The organism is Collinsella sp. LCP19S3_B7, assembly GCF_052121795.1.
Taxonomy (GTDB): domain Bacteria; phylum Actinomycetota; class Coriobacteriia; order Coriobacteriales; family Coriobacteriaceae; genus Collinsella.
In genome coordinates, this window is the sequence record NZ_JBQKDO010000033.1 from 1 (window position 1) to 3,631 (window position 3,631).

The window sequence follows — 3,631 nt, forward strand, 5'->3', positions numbered from 1 at the left end:
TTAACTCGAATGGAGGGCAGGAGCCCGTCCGGTGGATGTCTGGCCCGGATACGTCCCCGCAGCACCCGGTCCCCGGGGTCGCACCCGCGTACCTTGAGAGCCGCATAGCGATAGGAGAGAGATGGAAGAGATTCATCTTCCAGACTCGATTCTTTTCTGCGATTAAATCAAGAATGATAGCAATCATTCATCCGATCCAAACAAGAGGAATTCACTCATATACGAGTGAGGAGCATCTGATCGCGAGCACAGTGGAACACGCTGTGCCGCGGTATGAGATACCCGAATTGCGACATGAGAGCGCTATTCATGATATCGATTAATTAACTTAATTAGCGACACGTGGATATCCCGCGGGCCCGGAGCGGTCCCGCAAGATACCACGGGCGCACGGCGGATGCCTTGGCACAGGGAGCCGATGAAGGACGCGGCAAGCTGCGATAATCCCCGGCGAGGAGCACACATCCTTCGACCCGGGGGTCTCCGAATGGGCGAACCCATCCGTAGAGGTACGGATATCCCCCCGCTGAACGCATAGGCGGGGGGAGGACAACCCGGGGAACTGAAACATCTAAGTACCCGGAGGAGAGGAAATCAATCTCGAGACTCCCCGAGTAGCGGCGAGCGAAAGGGGACCGATGGCCAAACCGTCGAGCGGGCGTACCCGGCAGGGGTTCCGCCGGCGGGGTTGCAGGGCCGCGCATCCGGGGGCTGCCGCCCCCGGGCGCAGGTCCGGCTGGGGAGCGGAACGGCATGGGAGGGCCGGCCGCAGCGGGTGACAGCCCCGTACGCGAACCCAGACCGGACGGCGCGACGCGGTCCCTGAGTAGGGCCGGGCACGTGAAACCCGGTCCGAACCTGGGTGGACCACCATCCAAGCCTGAGTACTACCCTGTGACCGATAGCGCACCAGTACCGTGAGGGAAAGGTGAAAAGCACCCCGGGAGGGGAGTGAAACAGTACCTGAAACCGTGCGCCCACGAGCAGTCGGAGCACCCATTGGGTGTGACGGCGTGCCTTTTGTAGAATGAGCCAGCGAGTCGCTGGCGCGGGGCGAGGTTAACCGAAAGGGAGCCGGAGCGAAAGCGAGCCTTAACAGGGCGACTTGAGTCCCGCGCCGCGGACGCGAAGCCGGGTGAGCTATCCGTGGGCAGGCTGAAGCGGGGGTAAGACCCCGTGGAGGGCCGAACGCACGTCGGTTGAAAACGGCGGCGATGACCTGCGGATAGGGGTGAAAGGCCAATCAAACCCGGAGATATCTCGTTCTCCCCGAAATAGCTTTAGGGCTAGCGTCGCGCGTTCACCGCCGGAGGTAGAGCACCGGATGGACGAGGGGGCTTCGCCGCCTACCGAATCCAACCGAACTCCGAATGCCGGCGGCCCAGAGCGCGGCAGTCAGAGCATGTGGGCTAAGCTGTGTGCTCGAGAGGGAAACAGCCCGGACCGCCCGCTAAGGTCCCCAAGTTCCAGCCGAGTGGCAAAGGATGTGCGTCCGCCCAGACAACCAGGATGTTGGCTTAGAAGCAGCCATGCATTCAAAGAGTGCGTAACAGCTCACTGGTCGAGTGGACATGCGCCGACAATACACGGGGCTAAGCTGGACACCGAAGCGGCGGGATTTTATCTATAGAATCGGTAGGGGAGCTTCCCATGGGCGGAGAAGCCGGAGGGCGACCGACGGTGGAGCGCATGGGAGTGAGAATGCTGGCATGAGTAGCGAGAGACGAGAGAGTAACTCGTCCGCCGTGAACCCGAGGTTTCCTGGGCAAGGCTAATCCTCCCAGGGTCAGTCGGGGGCTAAGGCGAGGCCGGGAGGCGTAGCCGACGCGCAGCAGGCAGACATTCCTGCACCGCGCACGCGGCGCTACGACCGACGGGGCGACGGATGGGGGTGGCTCGGCGGGGTTCTGGACGTCCCCGTGATGGAGCGCGGCCCGCGGACCAGGGAAATCCGGTCCGCATCGAGGGCGAGGCTCCGGACGAAGCACTTAAGCGAAGCGAGTGAGCCCGAGGTCCCTAGAAAAACCCCTAGGCAGGCGCGTGCGCGCCCGTACCGCAAACCGACACAGGTGGGTGGGTAGAACATACCGAGGCGATCGGGTCAACCATGGTCAAGGAACTCGGCACAATGGCCCCGTAACTTCGGGAGAAGGGGTGCCCGCGCGTACGTGAACGGACTTGCTCCGGGAGCGGAGGCGGGCCGCAGTGGAGAGGCCCAAGCGACTGTTTACCAAAAACACAGGACTCTGCAGAAGCCGCAAGGCGACGTATAGGGTCTGACGCCTGCCCGGTGCCGGAAGGTCACGCGGAGGAGTTAGCCGTCTCGGCGAAGCCCCGAAGCCAAGCCCCGGTAAACGGCGGCCGTAACTATAACGGTCCTAAGGTAGCGAAATTCCTTGTCGGGTAAGTTCCGACCTGCACGAAAGGCGCAACGACTTGGGCGCTGTCTCGACCATGGACCCGGTGAAATTGCACTGGTCGTGAAGATGCGACTTACCCGCGGAAGGACGGAAAGACCCCGTGAACCTTCACTGCAGCTTGGCATTGGCCGCTGGTCCCGCGTGTAGAGGATAGGCAGGAGGCTAAGATCCGGAGGCGCCAGCCCCCGGGGAGCCGCCCTTGGAATACTGCCCTCGCGCGACCGGCGTCCTAACCCGAGGCCGTCAACCGGCTCGGGGACCGTGCCAGGCGGGCAGTTTGACTGGGGCGGTCGCCTCCTAAAGGGTAACGGAGGCGCGCGAAGGTCCGCTCGGGACGGTCGGCAACCGTCCTTTTGAATGCAAGAGTACAAGCGGGCTTGACTGCGAGGCCCACAAGCCGAGCAGGTGCGAAAGCAGGCTCTAGTGATCCGGCGGCCCCGAGTGGGTGGGCCGTCGCTCAACGGATAAAAGGTACTCCGGGGATAACAGGCTGATCTTGCCCAAGAGTCCACATCGACGGCAAGGTTTGGCACCTCGATGTCGGCTCATCGCATCCTGGGGCTGGAGCAGGTCCCAAGGGTACGGCTGTTCGCCGTTTAAAGCGGTACGCGAGCTGGGTTCAGAACGTCGTGAGACAGTTCGGTCCCTATCCTCCGTGGGCGCAGGAGAATCGATGGAGGCTGCCCCCAGTACGAGAGGACCGGGGTGGACGCACCTCCGGTGAACCGGTTGTCGACCAACGGCACGGCCGGGTAGCCGCGTGCGGCGCGGATAACCGCTGAAGGCATCTAAGCGGGAAGCCGTTCCAGGGATTAGTTCTCCTTCCGGTAAGGGCCCAGGTAGACTACCTGGTCGATAGACGGCAGGTGCAAGGCTGGCGACAGCCTCAGCCGAGCCGCACTAATCGCCCGAGCTCTTCCGGAACCGCACCTCGCGGCCCGCGGGACCCAGCGCTCACAGGCGCGGTCCGGGCACGAGGATGCCCCCGAGTCGGATCTCTCCTATGCGCCATGCGGCCCCCAGGGCACGTGGATGAGACACCGGGCACCGAAGATACGGTGGGCGCCGCCCACCGGTCAGCGGCCAGAGCATGGGGGGCACGCCCGGTCCCGTTCCGAACCCGGAAGCTAAGCCCCATCGCGCCGAGAGTACTGCGGGGCCAGCCCGTGGGAGGCCAGGGCGCCGCTGACCGGTGGACGGCACCGAGCCGT

The 3,631-nt window shown here is 63.8% G+C and carries 2 rRNA genes; both read left to right on the top strand.

Going from position 1 to position 3,631, the window contains the following annotated elements:
• Positions 1–370: 370 nt before the first annotated feature.
• Positions 371–3,344: ribosomal RNA gene (locus tag ACTQW0_RS08425) — 23S ribosomal RNA — on the top strand.
• 151 nt (positions 3,345–3,495) lie between these two features.
• Positions 3,496–3,611: ribosomal RNA gene (rrf, locus tag ACTQW0_RS08430) — 5S ribosomal RNA — on the top strand.
• The last annotated feature ends 20 nt before the right edge of the window (positions 3,612–3,631 follow it).